The sequence below is a fragment of the Rhizobacter sp. genome, assembly GCA_021153565.1.
In the GTDB taxonomy this organism is placed as follows: domain Bacteria; phylum Pseudomonadota; class Gammaproteobacteria; order Burkholderiales; family Burkholderiaceae_C; genus Albitalea.
Genome location: JAJKJU010000026.1, coordinates 1 through 13,128, shown reverse-complemented (window position 1 = coordinate 13,128; position 13,128 = coordinate 1). Strand labels below are relative to the sequence as shown.

Here is a 13,128-nt window from a genome sequence, read left to right as displayed (position 1 = left end):
GGAGCCGGAGCCGGAGCCGGAGCCGGAGCAGGTGCAGGTGCAGGTGCGGGTGCGGGTGCAGGTGCGGGTGCAGGTGCGGACGTGCCTGCAACGGGCGCGTCTGTCGAAGTGCCCGACGACCCACCGCCGCAAGCCGCGACGCATGTGCTCAGCAGGCCGATCACGATGAGTCGCGCGCGATTCGAGTTGCGAGGGATCGTCGATGGAACCGGCGACGATCGGTCGATGGACGCCTTACTCATTTCTCTTGATATCGATGACATTTTGCGGGTCCTTGCTTGTGATGGAAAGGCGACAACATGCGTCGCCTGGATCGATGCGCCGGTACGGTGAAACGCCGAGCGACGACCGGTCCGGAAGTGTCCGAATTTCTATGTTCGAGGCGGATTGTTGAATTCGTCTTTGCTTGATCTTCTTTGAACAAAGGAGTTGAGCCATGTCTTTCATGGTTCAAGCCAAGGTGCGGACGGCCTATCCTGAATCACGCCGAAATTCCGATACCTGTGGCCCTTCGAGGCAGCGGGTTCACTGCGGCCTGGAAACGAGCAACCCGAATTCGCCAAGATCCGTGAAGACTGCGTCGCCATTGTTGGCTGTGACGTTGAGCCGGTAGTAACGATAGAAGCCGGGATTCGCGATCGTGTAGATCTTCAGTTGGAGTCGTTGGGCAAACGCCTGGTTGCTTTGCGTGTCGAGCGTGGTCCAGGTGGTGCCATCGTTGGAGCCCTGGAATTGCCAGTCCTTCGGATCGCGGGGGACCAGGCCGCTGGCGCTGGTGATCGCATAGCGCTGGACGCGCTCCGTGTGGCCGAGGTCATATTGCAGCCAGCCGGTAGTGCCCTTGTAGAACCATCCCGTCGCCGTGTTCTGGTCGAAGGCACTCATGGCACCGCTCGAGTTCCTGCTGTCGCTTGCGGTGCCACCAGTGGCGACGTTCACCATCGGATGAGCCGGGGTGGCGCTGTCGGCCGGAGAATTGCCGCTCGTTCCGGCGGAATTGCTCGCCGTGACCGTGTAGTAGTAGGTCGCGCCATTGGTCACGGACTTGTCCGTGTAGCTGCTGCCCGTGATGCCCGACGCGACGGTCGAGTATTGGCCGTCGCTGGATGTTGCGCGCCTGACCGTGTAGCTGGTGGCGCCGAAGGACGCCTGCCAGCGCAGCGGCACGGCGCCATCGCCCGGCGAGGCCAGCAGCATGGCAGGCGCCGCGGGGACGACGCTCGGCGCACCGCCGTCGCCGCCGGTGATCTGGACGTTGCTGAAGGTGGATGTGTTCAGGCCCTTGGCGACTGAGGAGACCACCAGGCCGACATAGATCGTGTCGGGAACGGGGGCGTCGATGCGGCCGACATCGGTGGCAGCCCAATTGGTGCCGTCGGGAGACACGTAGCCGGTGATGATGTTCCCGATGCGCTCGAGCTTCACCCAGTACGAGGGCGTGGAGCTGGCGATGTCGAAGGCCTTGGTCCCATAGTTCGAGCCACCATACACCGCGAGTTTCTGCATGTTCTGTTCGGCGTTGCCTCGGCTGGCGACGGCCATCCAAGCGCGGGGAGCGCCTTGTTCCAGGCTTGTCCGCATCATCACGCCAGCCACTGCGGCCGGACTGGTGTTCTGGACGGAATCGACTTTCGCGATGATGGCGCTGTTGCCGGTGATGGCCTTGTAGGTGAAGTGGCAGCCGTCTTGCGTGCCCCAGAGGATATCGTTACCCGCACCCTGGATCGTCCATTTGCCGTTGGCGTAGGTGGACATGCCCGCCGGGGACGTGCCCCCGATGTCCGCATTGCTGAACCCCCTGGTGATCGAGGTGGTCGAAGGAATGGGCAGCGCCGCCGGCGGCGTCGCCTTCGAGGTGTCGGAGTCCTTCAAGAACATGAAGCTGGTGCCGTCCACGGGCATCCAGAGGCGTCTCTGAGCGATGAAGGGGGCCTGGAGACCCTTGCGGAGAACGTAGGCGTCATATATCTGGTTGAGCCCGATGTTCCCGCCATTGGCGCCGTTCCAGCCGTGTCCGGTGACGTCGGTGATGTAGTAGCGATCGGTCGTGCCGAAAGGAAGGGCTGTCGTCGGGACGAGCTCGTTCACGCGCGCGAAATACTCACCCGCCGCCAGCAGGCGGTCGTCAAGGTCGGAGTAGATGTCGATGCCCTGGCTCCAGAGCGCCTCGGCGAGCATGGTCAGTGACTTCAGCTGCCCATAGGAGTGCCCCTGGTCGCGAAGGTAGTCGCCGAGCATGCCGATGTCGTTGGAATTTCGCAGTCCGATATGGGCCAGCGTGCGGGTCTGGTAGACGACCTTGTCCAATGCCTCGGCGTCGTCGTTGTAGATCGCCATCAGTCCAAGAGCGGTGAGGGCGAGTGCGCCCTTGTTGGCGGCCCCGTACGAGCTGTCGCCATAGGGATTCGATGCCGGCATCAGGACGTTCTTGAAGTACTTCTTGACCGTTGCCGTGTCGGCCTCCTTCCAGCCCGGCCAGGTGCTGCGCAGGATGTCCGCGCCGCCCACGAACAGGTACGCGTAATCGCCCAGGTCGAGCATCGACTCGCGACCCGAGAACTCGACTTGGGTGTTGGCCCACCCAAGCAGCAGCCAACTTGCAGTCTGCGCGTATCGCTCGTCCCGAGTGAAATACCACATCCGTGAGAGATCCCAGATCGCGGCCATGTCGCTGCGCCAGGCGTTGAGATTCTCGTCGGGAGCGCGGCTCACCTTCGCGAACGGGCCACCACGCCCTGCGTAGCTGAGCCTGGCCGTGGGACTGTTCGCCAGTTGATTGAAGCCGGACTTCCACGGCTCCTTGCCCTGATCGACATACGCCTTGAGCGTCTGGAGATCCGAGAGGGTGAGCGGCGTACCCGGGTGTGTGAATGTACGAGCCTGCTGTGAGCTGCGGCTTCCCGTCGCAGTTCCGCTACCTGTCGGAGCGACGCTACCCGTCGGAGCGACGCTAGCCGTCGGAGCGACGCTAGCCGTCGGAGCGACGCTAGGCGTCGGAGCCACGCTAGGCGTCGGAGCCACGCTAGGCGTCGGAGCCACGCTAGCCGTCGGAGCGACGCTACCCGTCGGAGCGACGCTAGGCGTCGGAGCGACGCTAGCCGTCGGAGCGACGCTACCCGTCGGAGCGACGCTAGCCGTCGGAGCGACGCTACCCGTCGAAGCCACGCTAGCCGTCGGAGCGACGCTACCCGTCGAAGCCACGCTAGCCGTCGGAGCGACGCTACCCGTCGAAGCCACGCTACCCGTCGGAGCGAAGCTACCCGTCGGAGCGAAGCTACCCGTCGGAGCGAAGCTACCCGTCGGAGCGAAGCTACCCGTCGAAGCCACGCTTCCCGTCGAAGCCACGCTTCCCGTCGAAGCTACGCTTCCCGCCGAAATCACGCTTCCCGCCGAAGTCACGCTACCCGTCGAAGCGACGCTACCCGTCGGAGCGACGCTACCCGTCGAAGCCACGCTACCCGTCGGAGCGAAGCTACCCGTCGAAGGCACGCTTCCCGTCGAAGCTACGCTTCCCGCCGAAGTCACGCTTCCCGCCGAAGTCACGCTTCCCGCCGAAGTCACACTTCCCGTCGAAGCCACGGTTCCCGCCGGGCCGTCGCTTTCCACTGAACCACCACTTCCCGCCAAACCTTCACTTTCCGCCGAACCTTCGGTTTCCGCCGAAGCTTTAGTTCCCTCTGAAGCTTTAGTTCCCGCCGAACCTTCGCCTTCGATTTGTAGGCCACCACCGCAAGCGATGAGCATGGCGGAGGTCAGCAGAAGCAGCGCGCGGGCGAAGTTGGTGGTGTTCAACATGTGAGCGGTCATTTCGTAAGAGCAGATCAGTTGCGGCGTCCAGCTCAGCTTGACGCAGGGCATTTCTTCGCTTTGACATCATGGTGACGAGATTGCGGCCTTCAGCAATGGGATCCCTTTGATTCGAAGCTAACAGTGGCGGCTCGTATCGATCCACCGCTTCGGCTTCATCGTAGGTGCCAGTCCCCACGTAGAAGTGACGGAGGCATAACCGCGCATCTGCGACGTGACGGAATGCCGTCTTTCGATAATCGTCACCGAATCAGCGCCCGAAGCGCCGCCCCGGCCGATTCCCGACGCCACTCGTCGGTGCGCGGGTCAGCAGTGCCAGTTCGTGATCAGTGGATGCAGCCGGTTGGCTCGGCAATTGTCTAGATCGTCGGTCGTCATGCGCGAACGATGCTGTCGCCGTCACGCCAGCGTCGGCGGAGGTGAAGATCCAAGGCAGAGCGGGCGTTCGCTGAGAAAGTCGCCGTTGGCTGCAATCGGTCGGAAGTGGGAGGTCGCCGGCTTGAGCAGCAGACATTTGCTCGGCCTCGATGTCCGAGTGGATCGTCCGAGCACCAGCGACTCGCTATGTCAGCAGTACCTTGAGACCGGTCGGGCTATGGCTGCGCTTTGGGCCTAGATCAGGTGCCTTTTGACGCGCTGCTCGGGCACGCTCGAAAAACTCTCAGCCTCTGAGCCGCGCAGGTATTGCGCCGCCTATAGCGCTCGCTATTGCCCCTGCAAGCGCTGAAGCAAGTCGAGCGTGGGATACCCGTCAGCGACCAGACCGACGCTGCGCTGAAAGCGACGGAGGGCGTCACGGGTGGCCGGTCCCATCAACCCGTCGGGCGTGCCACTGTCGAAGCCGCGTTCGTTCAGCGCTGTCTGCAGCGCCAGCAACTGGCTGCGGGTGAGCGACTGCAGATCGCGAGGCCAGGGCGCCTGCACGCCGGAGCCACCGGTCAGGCCTTGCGCGAGCAGGCCGACCGCGAGCGCGTAGCTGATCGAGTTGTTGTAGCGCAGGATCGCCCCAAAGTTGGCGCCGACCATGAAGGCCGGCCCGCGTGCGCCCGCTGGCAACAAGATCATGGTGTCGGCCATCTCCGGCAGCGCCGCACCGTCCACGGCTTGTACTCCCTCGGCGGCCCATTGGCTGGCAGGCTGCCGGATCGAAGTGTCGGCGCGGCCGGCGTCGAAGCCTGGCGGCAGCCGGACCTCGACACCCCAGGGCTGATCCGCCTGCCATCCCGATCGGGCCAGAAGGTTGGCGGTCGACGCCATGACGTCGGCCATGCTGCCCCAGAGATCGCGCCGCCCGTCGCCGTCGGCGTCCACGGCATGGGCCAGGAAGCTGGACGGCAGGAACTGGGTCTGACCCATCGCCCCAGCCCAGGAGCCGATCATGTGCGCCCGGTCAATGTCACCGTTCTGAAGGATCTTCAGCGCGGCGAGCAACTGCCCACGCGCCCAGTCCGCGCGTCGCCCCTCGAAGCCCAAGGTCGCCAGCGCATCAATGGTCGACACCTCACCCGTGTTGGCGCCATAGTTGCTCTCCATGCCCCAGATGGCGACAACCATGGCGGCCGGGACACCGTAGCGTGCCGCGGCGGCTTCGGCCTCTCCGCGAACCTGTGACAGCTTGTCCCGACCCATCGCGATGCGTTGCGGTGTCACGGTGCGGTCCAGATAGTCCCAGACGGTCCGAGTGAATTCGGGCTGCGCACGGTCCAGTTCGATCACCTGCGGCAGGTAGCGGGCCTCGCCCAACGCAGCGCGCAGCGTTTCCTCATTGATGCCGGCCGCGCGTGCGGCAGCGCTGAAGTCCGCGACCCAGGCCGCAAAGGCTTGCTGCAACGCGGCCTCGTCGGTCGTTGTCTGTCTTGCCGGAACGCTCAGCGGTGAGGGGGCCGATGCTTGGGGCGCCGTCACCGGCGACGACGCGCAACCTGCCAGCAGCGCGCAAGCCAGCACTGTGAACGCCAGCCGGGAGCGATGAGGGTTCAGGGAAGGGGTCAGGGAGGTGCGTTGGCGCATCCGGCGATTCTGACCGCCAGAACGGACCGGGCGGTGCCCTTGCTTTCCCCGTGTTCGTACCGAAATGAAACGGCTATGCGCCGCTTACTTGTGATCCTGTTCTCCATGCTCTAGGCGCAAAGCGCAGCCATAGCCTGGCTATGGCGAGCATTTGCAACGACGAGCAGGGGCCTTTTGGCGTGATGAGGCTGCTGCTCGCGCACCAGCCGCGCAGTGCGATGGCGGCCATCGGATTGGGCTTCCACCTTCAACCGAGGACCGTGTCGCGAGCGCGTGTGAACGACTGCATCCGAAAGTCGCGAGCTCGCGGTATCGACCCATACCGGAAGTAGACCCGTCGAGATTGCGCACCAGATAGCAGTCAATCGCGATCCCAGCCGATTCGCGGCTCGCGGCTCGCGACCTTAGTGCGCAAACGGCTTCCGCGGCGTACGCCGGTGTTCGGATTCCTCATCGCTGGTGCCTCGTTTCCTCGTTTTTCAGCGCTTGGATTCGCAATGCCACACACGGCATCTACTGAAACGGCAGACTGTGTTCGTTGCATTGATTACAACGAGCTAAGTCATGCCGAATCCCATTAATCGTTTTCGCAGTGGAACCACGACGGCGCCTGGCACCGCGGAACAGCCCGTGCCGGCAGGGCGCAGCTCAAGTTCATCGCGCGGCATCGGCTCTAAGCTGTCAAGTCTTATGGGCCGCCACTCCAGCAAGCCGCCTCAGGCCACCGGCGAGACCTTGGTTGCATCCGCTCCCTCGCGCCGATCGCTTGCCGAACTGATGCATCAGGAAAGGCCCACGGCGCTCACCGCTAGCTTCCTGAACGTACCCCCGCCGCCCCGGCCGCCCTCTGGTGGGCCCAACGTCACACGGCACGAGCTGAACATTCCTCCTCGCACGACACCCGGAAAAAACCAGCCGATCATCAACTCAACGGCGGGACCTCTCGGAACCCAGGCTTCCGACGGCACCTTCGTGGCGACCGGCAGATGGAACGGCACGACGACTCCGCACAGTGCCTCCCCCAGCCGAACCGAACCACTGCAACGGCACGAAGCGCAGTTGACCGGCTATCAACTGGGTGCGAAGCTCAATGGTGATGCAATTGACAATCCAGACGACCGGAGTCGGTTGGCGCAAGCCACTCAAACCGTGCATGACACGCGCCTGCACCTCAGGCGTGGTCGCGCCAATGTTTCTTATGATGTTCATGTTACGGGGGGGAGACAGCATTCACAAGACTTCCGTGTCGTACGATATCCATGACAGACACGGAGCTAATGCTTTCGCAGGCGCCGCATTGGCGTACGGCGTTGGAAACTCCGATCAGCACGGGTTCATCAATTCGCGCTTGCATGCCCCCAAGCTACTCCCCGGAGAAATGATCCACACCGTCGGGATCGATGGAGAAAACATGGCATTGTCCGGCGGTCCAACAGGACATGCGTATTCGGAGCTCCATGCCCCCCCGCGAGAAAGCTGGAAAAGGCAAGGGAGCGCGACCCCGAAAAAGGTCCGTGAAAATCCTCCACCAATTGTCTTGGAGAGTTGGGGCAACGGCCCTGCGGTCCGACGACAAGACAGCAGCTTTGCACCTCACGCTGGCGCGATCAAGCCCATTGAAAGCTTTGATTACCAGTCAGGACGCCACGCAATGGAAGCCATGCTGGACGCAAAGCGACAGTTCTCGCCCGGGGGCGAATTGAGAGACGAATTCGAAGAGATGCTGCGCGAAGAACCGGCCAGGAATCGCCAATTCATCAAGTGGAATGAGGTGCAGGTGGTGAATCCTCAATTTGCAGAACACGCCGCTCAAAACCTTTCGAATACCGGTCGTCTGTCCTCCGACATCATGGCCGTCGGCGCTGGGCGCGATGCTTACAACCTGAGCGTGTCCGAAGCCACCAAGCCGTCGACGCTCGACAGCATTCGATACGAAACCGCAAACCTCAACCATCAGGCGCGGCCAGCAGTGTTCGAAGCCCCCTCCAGCATGACCTTTTTCGAGTCGAGTCGTCAGTCGAACTTCTCACAAATACAAGCGATTGCCGATGTGCTCGAGGGCGACGAACGGGCAACGCAAATCGGCGTCTGCGCCGGGCTATCCACGGTGTGGATGAATCTCCACCATGCCAGGCCCGGTAGTTCCAGCGACGCCAGAATGCAGACGCTGGGATCGTTCGAAGGCATGCACCACGCGTTGGTGTTCCAAAGATCCTATTTGGCGAACGTCGAATACTTGAACCGTCACCCTGGTTTCAGCGATGGTCATGCTCAATCGGAGGCGCGGGCTCACCTCGACGAAGTGTACGGAGTCAGCCGGGACAGCCTCGTGACCAAGCTCACAACGTCCGTGACGGACATGGCCACGACGATGCGCGGCGTGGTTGGTTACGCCAGTCTTTTCATCACGCGCACGGACAAGGGCGGCAAAACGACCGGGCATGAATTGATGATGCATCGAAATCCCGCTGACGGGGTGGTCACGCTCTTCGACGCCAATCAGGGGGAGTTCCGATTTGAGGCCAAGGATGCCGTCCGCTTCCTGCAATCGGTGCAGCAAATGTTTGGCCAGGTGGACGACCAGTCTTACCAATGGGAATTGACGAAGGTCCGCCCGAACAGTGACGGCGCCGCGCCGCTCAGCGGTCTCGTCAGTGCACTGGACCCAACGCCGGTGCCCGACTCGGCTCCTGAACAAAACTAATAACCACGAACAGCCGACGGCTTCCAACCAAAGAAAGATTTCCATGTTTTCAAGGCATTGGCGATGCTTCGGGTTCCCGCGGCAAACGGAACCTCCAAAAGAAGCTTCGGCCGGCTTCCTTGGTCGAGCGGATTCCGTCCGGCAGGCAGGCAGGCATGCATGCAACCCTCAAGCCATGGGAGTCTTCCCGGGCAGGCATCGGGTCAGCAATCATCGCTGCTGGGTGGCTTGAATCCACGAAGTTACCAGACATCATGGGAAGATCTACCAGAACACGTCGCTCGTGAGATTACGCAAAGAACGAACGAGAACGACAAGATTGCATTGTTCTTCGCGAGCAAACAAACGCGACATCCCTCAATGCCTCTGGAGATCGCGGCGAAGGCGGAATTCGTTTTCGAGATGGCACAGGAGGCGAACAGCACGCAACTCATGCACACAGTGCTTGATGAACTGAACCAGCTTCCTCTGCAGTTTCGAGCCCGCCCTTTAGAGGAATTAAGCCGAAATCTATTCTCCATCAAGGAGTGGCTTGTGCAGAGTTCATTTGACGAAGTCCAGTTTCGCAGCCGCAAAGCCGCCGCGCTGTATGCATGCCTCCAAGAGGCCATTGACCAACTTCCGGCGGCGCATCGGGCAACTGCACTTCTCAACCTTTCGGCATACTGTGAGCTGCTGCCCGCAGCAAAGCGCCTTCCGGAAATGCAACGGCTGCTGAGGCGACAAGGCGACCCTTCTCTGGATGCGCTGCGTGGCACCTTGTTGAAGAACTTCAGTATTGCGCTGGACATCGTTCATCCCCAGGACGCCCAACCAGCAGCCGCATTCTTGTTGAATGAATCCAAGGCAGAGAGTCGGGACATTCGAGACACCGTCAGAAAGAACCTGAGGAGTTCTGTCGGCGGGCTGCTGCTTCACGCACATGTCAGCATGGCCATAAAGGCTGCTATAGATGCCGAGTAGGTGTACGGGTGTTTGCAGGCCTATCCGGAGCGGGCCTCAAAGCCCGCCGATTCGTAGCACACATGCGGGACGGATCACTCATGCAATTGCCCTGGGCCCGTCATCAAGGATCGCATGTCACGAGTACTTCGGCTCACCGCACACAACTTCGCCACGTTGAGGTGTCGCACTTCAGATTTGAGGCCGCCTCCCTATAAGTTGAAGCGCCGCATATCCGCCGTTCAGCAGCGGCAGCTGATGGCCTCCAGTGTGAGTACGCGACCCTTCAAGGAAGCTGGCTTTCGAAGCGTGGGCCCGTCGAGCCAATGGCAGCTATCAGCGAAGCCCGGCTACTCACACTGCCGGCCAAGAAGTACGGTCGCGCGATCTTGGTGGTCGCCATGCGTCGATATGATCGCCTTACTGCGGGACAATAGTATTGGTTGCGGATTGAAGGAGCAACGAATAATCGACCCTGGAACTGGGCTCACGATTCTCGGCACTGCAATTGGCTCAGGAAAACTCGCCGAGAAAGTGCTCGGGCCCACCGCGGACCTTGCTGGCACGGGACTCAAGGAGTGGACCGAAAAACGCATTGCGACCGTCAAGAAGATTTTCGAGCGCGCCGGCGACTTGCAGGGGGACGAGCCGATTGCGGGCAGTGTTCCACCGCGAGTACTTCGCGACGTCCTTAACGAGGGCTCCCTTTGCGACGATGAGCTTGCCGTTAGCTATTACGGTGGAATGCTTGCTTCATCCAAGACTGGTGTATCTCGCGATGACAGGGGCGCCTACTTCACGGGTTTGATTGATCGTCTGACGAGTTAGCAATTGCGTGGTCACTTCGTACTGTACTCAATGGCGAGAAGGGTGTTCAGCGCTGAAGATAGTGCCGGTCGAAGTGCATATCGCCCCTAAACCCGGGGTGGGACCGGGACAAATCGCCCATGCGCGCGCGGTGTATTCGGCGCATCCTTCCCGACACTGTTCGCCACAAGTTGGGCAACGACGTCAGGGTCCCAGTTTCTCGCGTTTTCTAAGTCGCTCGAAGGGCGGCGGATCCGAACATCGGTACGTGAAAGCCATTTTCAGTAGGCGTGGCTGGCTCGACATTGCGATTCACGCCCGAATCAAAAGAGGCGCGGAGTGAGTGCGCGGCGGCGTGGGAAGGGTTCTTCGCAGGGAGCCGGGTGACGATGCCGATTGCGCGTTCAAGGTCATACATGTTGGTGGTTGTGCACGAGTGGGGCTACGACGAAGTGGCGCGACATCACGACCCCATACCGCGCGCCGATGGTCCAAGGGGACGTTGTACGTGACGTTAGGAAAGTCTTCGAAGGTCGCACTGTCGCCGGCGCACTCAGCAACCGCAAAGCGGGGACACGAACATTCACGGAGGAGAATTTCAATGGCCGGATCGTCGTTTCAGACAAACCCTTGCGACTTGTACAAGTCGCTCGATGACTGCCATCGGGGCGTTTTACAGTTGCCCGCCTTTCAGCGAATCTGGGTCTGGGATGAAGACCAGTTGATAGGGTAAAAGGGGCTGATCGTGAACTCCATAGACTTCGAGTTGGTGGATCTGTGAACTACCTCAGCATCCATAAATCCTCGCCGTTCACGATCGTTCGGGTTTCGCCGATCGAGCCAAAGAACGGCGTGGCGTGGCCGCTCGACACGGCTCAGAAGATTCTGTTCGTCAACGCGGGACTTCCTCGACTGCTGAAGAACTCACATGTCGGAGGAACTTTCCAATCTGGCGCCTCCTACGCGCTTGACCTCGACGAGATTCAACTGATCCTCTCATCCAAGCTCGGTGCACCGAAGAACACGTCCGTGGCCTTCGCGATCATCGCGGTGATCACCGCAATTGCCGTGATCGGATTCATGATATTTGGTCTCTTGTGGACCATATTCGTCGCGTTCACGAAGTTCCTACTGGTCGTGGTTGTCGTGCCGTTCGCGATGGCCTTCTTTAAGAAGAGACGTTGAGCGATCCCGATGTGATGCAGATGGCAAACGCAATGAAGTCGATCACCGCGGCGAGCGGGGCACCGCGACGCCTGTTGTTGGACCGCGAACGGTTGTCGCTCGACTGGCTGCGTACTCGATGGCATTTCACGAGCATCGATCTCTGATCGTCTCGAGCAAGTGTTCGAACCGCTTCGTGCGGCATACAGGTTGCAAGGAGTGGAACAAGCGCCGATCCCGCTCGCAATGCAGACACCGATCGCATCTGCGCGCGAATGAGGATCATGCGATGAAGGAGCCCGCACTGTGATGCCCCTCGAAGGCGCTGAGCACACCGCGCGGTCGAGACGATCAGGTGGATCTTGAGACGAGAGCTCCGATAGCGGCAAGTTCGGCTCTCTTCTGCCGCTCGAACTTGCCGTACGCCGAAAAATGCAAGTGAGCGTATGCGGTTTTGCCGCTGCGCTGCATCCATATCCGAAGAGGCCCATCGGCTGCTGTTGGGGTCTGAGGTAGCCAGGGGAAACAGCCCGTGGCGCGCATCAATCTTGCCACCGCCGCAGGGATAAAGATGTGGCGCGTGGATTCCCCCAGAACTGCCGCATTGAGGGCCTGGAGGTGCACCGGCTCGAGGTCGGTAAGGGTCAGGACATTGCGCCCAACAGTCGGCCTGTGCAACAACTCGACGAAGGAAACCATATGCGCGTGTTCCGGCGTGAAGCCAATGCTCGCGAAGGTGCGGTGGTACAGGCGGCCGTCGCCTGAATATTCTGGAAGGAGGAATGGGTGGTGCACGCCGTACTTGGACCAGAAAGCGGGGCCGTCGGTGTGGTACTCGACGATCTTTGGAAAGATGGGCTGTGCCTCGACGGCCGGATGGTAGTTCGCGTCAAGACCTACAAAGACGAACCTTGCTGCCGCGGGCGCCAGAGCGAGCGAAGAGGCGGCTAAGTTCATAGCTGGGATGCGGTCGATACATAGTCGTCCCCACGTTGCGCTCGGTGACGCGTCGCAACCTTGTCTTTGCAAATCGCATGCAGGTGCTTGTTCACGTCGGCAGGCTACCCGACCACCCGTTCAGCAGCGCTTTCATCGCCTCGGCGTCGCTTTTTGAGAGATAGAGGTATAGCAATCGGGCGCTGCCTGTTTCGCGTATCAACTCTTCGTGTCGCACAGGGTGATTTCCCATCCGGTGACGTTTGCCACTGCCGACCTCGTACACCCCCCAAGTTCGCGGCTTCGTAAGCAGGCCATCAATTGCCACGCTTGTCGGTGCGATTCCGCGGGACACGAGGGAGGGGAACTGGTCCTCGGAGTTGCGATCAGGCATGGTGACCTTCCCCACATTGGTTTGCATGCCCTCGGCCAGGATTTCCGGCAATAGTCGCTTGGTGCTGTCGAAGCTGCTCATCGTCTTCCTTTAGAGGTGGCCGCTTGACCTAGCTCCCTTTTGGTTTGCCAGCACGTGCAGCGAACGTGCGAGCCAGACGATTCCTATCGACGCGACGGGTGCCACGACAGGATCGGTTTCGATTGCCAGGACAGCCAGTGTGGCCCCATCGACCCAGCCCCACAACGGACAAACCGACTAGTCCGAACTTTGAACCCCTAATCGGGCCGTAACCCAGCATTGGCGTGGGTTACGGCCTTTTTCTTGTCCTGGTTTGTACCCATGTAAATGACGCATATTTCTC

At 61.0% G+C, this 13,128-nt stretch carries 12 protein-coding genes; 7 read left to right on the top strand and 5 right to left on the bottom strand.

Translation table 11 applies throughout. The annotated features are described in order from the left end of the window. Positions 1-333: hypothetical protein (locus AC30NL_RS02070; RefSeq protein WP_489462352.1), on the top strand; the 333-nt coding region annotated here is incomplete at its 5' end. Between the two features lie 192 nt (positions 334-525). On the opposite strand, the gene AC30NL_RS02065 is transcribed toward AC30NL_RS02070, so the two are convergent. Further along, the gene (locus tag AC30NL_RS02065) at positions 526-2,772 is read right to left on the bottom strand and encodes a discoidin domain-containing protein (protein WP_489462353.1); all 2,247 of its coding nucleotides are present in this window, start codon (positions 2,770-2,772) and stop codon (positions 526-528) included. A 94-nt stretch (positions 2,773-2,866) separates the two neighbouring features. Here AC30NL_RS02065 and AC30NL_RS02060 point away from each other — a divergent pair, with 94 nt between their 5' ends. Then, positions 2,867-3,799, top strand: a complete 933-nt coding sequence (locus AC30NL_RS02060) for a hypothetical protein (protein ID WP_489462354.1) — start codon at positions 2,867-2,869, stop codon at positions 3,797-3,799. A gap of 713 nt (positions 3,800-4,512) precedes the next feature. Here the strand turns inward: AC30NL_RS02060 and AC30NL_RS02055 are convergent. After that, positions 4,513-5,817, bottom strand: a complete 1,305-nt coding sequence (locus tag AC30NL_RS02055; protein WP_489462351.1) for a lytic murein transglycosylase — start codon at positions 5,815-5,817, stop codon at positions 4,513-4,515. A 927-nt stretch (positions 5,818-6,744) separates the two neighbouring features. Further along, a complete protein-coding gene (locus AC30NL_RS02050) occupies positions 6,745-7,026 on the bottom strand; it encodes a hypothetical protein (RefSeq protein WP_489462350.1) in 282 nt (93 codons plus the stop codon). A 34-nt stretch (positions 7,027-7,060) separates the two neighbouring features. Between AC30NL_RS02050 and AC30NL_RS02045 the strand changes: the two genes are divergently transcribed. The 5 genes from AC30NL_RS02045 (at position 7,061) to AC30NL_RS02025 (ending at position 11,601) form a co-directional block, all read left to right on the top strand. Beyond that, on the top strand, positions 7,061-8,521 hold the full coding sequence (locus AC30NL_RS02045) for a YopT-type cysteine protease domain-containing protein (RefSeq protein ID WP_489462349.1): 1,461 nt from the start codon (positions 7,061-7,063) through the stop codon (positions 8,519-8,521). 159 nt (positions 8,522-8,680) lie between these two features. Then, positions 8,681-9,484, top strand: a complete 804-nt coding sequence (locus AC30NL_RS02040; protein ID WP_489462348.1) for a hypothetical protein — start codon at positions 8,681-8,683, stop codon at positions 9,482-9,484. Positions 9,485-9,874: 390 nt separating this feature from the next. Beyond that, complete coding sequence (locus AC30NL_RS02035) at positions 9,875-10,291, top strand: hypothetical protein (protein WP_489462347.1); 417 nt, start codon at positions 9,875-9,877, stop codon at positions 10,289-10,291. 756 nt (positions 10,292-11,047) lie between these two features. Further along, the gene (locus AC30NL_RS02030) at positions 11,048-11,455 is read left to right on the top strand and encodes a hypothetical protein (RefSeq protein WP_489462346.1); all 408 of its coding nucleotides are present in this window, start codon (positions 11,048-11,050) and stop codon (positions 11,453-11,455) included. After that, the gene (locus tag AC30NL_RS02025) at positions 11,452-11,601 is read left to right on the top strand and encodes a hypothetical protein (protein WP_489462345.1); all 150 of its coding nucleotides are present in this window, start codon (positions 11,452-11,454) and stop codon (positions 11,599-11,601) included. Before AC30NL_RS02030 ends, AC30NL_RS02025 begins: the two co-directional genes overlap by 4 nt. A gap of 184 nt (positions 11,602-11,785) precedes the next feature. Here the strand turns inward: AC30NL_RS02025 and AC30NL_RS02020 are convergent, their stop codons facing one another. Together AC30NL_RS02020 and AC30NL_RS02015 are read right to left on the bottom strand one after the other, a co-directional pair. Continuing rightward, positions 11,786-12,391, bottom strand: coding sequence for a hypothetical protein (locus AC30NL_RS02020; protein ID WP_489462344.1), 606 nt, complete (start codon positions 12,389-12,391; stop codon positions 11,786-11,788). Positions 12,392-12,482: 91 nt separating this feature from the next. Beyond that, positions 12,483-12,845 (bottom strand): hypothetical protein, encoded by a 363-nt coding sequence (locus tag AC30NL_RS02015; RefSeq protein WP_489462343.1) that lies wholly within the window; start codon positions 12,843-12,845, stop codon positions 12,483-12,485. Between the last annotated feature and the right edge of the window lie 283 nt (positions 12,846-13,128).

Coding starts and splice junctions, on each gene's coding strand:
- AC30NL_RS02035 (WP_489462347.1), top strand. CDS start 9,875: ATGATCGCCTTACTGCGGGACAATAGTATTGGTTGCGGATTGAAGGAG.
- AC30NL_RS02050 (WP_489462350.1), bottom strand. CDS start 7,026: ATGAACATCATAAGAAACATTGGCGCGACCACGCCTGAGGTGCAGGCG.
- AC30NL_RS02015 (WP_489462343.1), bottom strand. CDS start 12,845: ATGAGCAGCTTCGACAGCACCAAGCGACTATTGCCGGAAATCCTGGCC.
- AC30NL_RS02040 (WP_489462348.1), top strand. CDS start 8,681: ATGCAACCCTCAAGCCATGGGAGTCTTCCCGGGCAGGCATCGGGTCAG.
- AC30NL_RS02055 (WP_489462351.1), bottom strand. CDS start 5,817: ATGCGCCAACGCACCTCCCTGACCCCTTCCCTGAACCCTCATCGCTCC.
- AC30NL_RS02020 (WP_489462344.1), bottom strand. CDS start 12,391: ATGAACTTAGCCGCCTCTTCGCTCGCTCTGGCGCCCGCGGCAGCAAGG.